Here is a 1267-nt window from a genome sequence, read left to right on the forward strand (position 1 = left end):
CCGACCGCGCCGCCCCGCGCAGCACCCGCCGGGCCAGACCGGGCGCGTCCGGACCGCCCCGCGCCAGCTCCCGGCCGAGCACCCGCGCGCCGAACGCGGCCACCGACATGCCCTGCCCGTAGGCCGGGTTGAACGTGCCCAGCGCGTCCCCGAGGACCACGAAACGCTCCGGCCACCGCGGGGTCTTCTCCAGATACCGCCGCACATTGCTGGTGGACCGGCTCAGATGCACGTCCGTGAGCGGCTCCGCGCCGGAGATCAGCCGCCCCACGATCGGGTCGGGCAGGTCGAGCGTGTACCGCAGGAAGCCCTCCGGATCCGCGGGCGGCTCCCCGCCCCGGGTGCCGCCGCAGCTCACCATCCACCGGTCGCCCTCGATCGGCATGACCATCGCGCTCCGCCCGGGACGGGACACGAACGGGTCGGCCTGCACGATCGTCAGCGGGAACCTTTCCGCACCGTCCGGCACCCGGAAGATGCGCGTCGCGTTGACCAGCCCGGAGTCCACCGTCCGCTCCCGGATGCCGGAAACACCGAGCCCTTCCAGCCAGGTGACGACCCGCGTCCCGCGCCCGCTCGCGTCGACGACGAGGTCCGCCTCGATCTCCGTGTCCCCGCCGGGCCCCGCGATCCGCACCCCGGTCACCCGCTCCGCGGACCCGGTCAGCCCCACCGCCGCCGCCCTGCGGACCTCGACCGAGGTCTGCTCCAGCACCGCCGACCGCACCGCCCAGTCCACCAGCGCCCGGCTGCACGTGAGCATCACCGGCCCGTCGCGCTTCCAGCGCCGCAACCAGCCCTCCGGAGTGCGGGCGAGCATCCCGGAGCTGAGCGATATCTCGTGCGCCCCGGCGGCGAGCAGCCGTTTGCGCAGACTCACCCCCGGCACCAGCTCCTCCATGGCGTCCATGCCGCCGGCCATCAGCAGATGCGCGTGCCGCCCCTGCGGCAGGCCCCGGCGGTGCTCCGGCCCCTCGGGCAGCTCGTCGCGGTCCAGCACGATCACCTCGTCCACACCGGCGGTGGACAGGACGGCCGCGGCCAGCAGACCGGCCAGTCCGGCACCGACGACGACAGCTCTACGCGACATGGGGCTCCTCGGGTTCTGCCATGGTTCCGGCCATGGGCGGCGGCACCGCGCCTTCGGGCGCGGCGGGTGCGGGGGGCAGGCGGTCCAGCGCCTGGGCCAGCTCCACCAGCCCGCTCGTGCCCGAGACCTCGGTGGCGTGCAGCCGGTAGCTGCGGCCGGTCTCCGGCGGTTGCTCGC

At 75.1% G+C, this 1267-nt stretch carries 1 protein-coding gene and 1 pseudogene; both read right to left on the minus strand.

Going from position 1 to position 1267, the window contains the following annotated elements; translation table 11 throughout:
- Nucleotides 1-1090, minus strand: a 1090-nt coding sequence (locus N4P33_RS35340) for an FAD-dependent monooxygenase (protein ID WP_260831003.1), incomplete at its 3' end; no start/stop codon positions are given.
- A pseudogene (locus N4P33_RS35345) lies at nt 1080-1267 on the minus strand (hypothetical protein); the annotation flags it as partial. The gene N4P33_RS35340 and the pseudogene N4P33_RS35345, both read right to left, overlap by 11 nt.

Source organism: Streptomyces sp. 15-116A, assembly GCF_025290915.1.
Classification (GTDB): Bacteria; Actinomycetota; Actinomycetes; order Streptomycetales; family Streptomycetaceae; genus Streptomyces.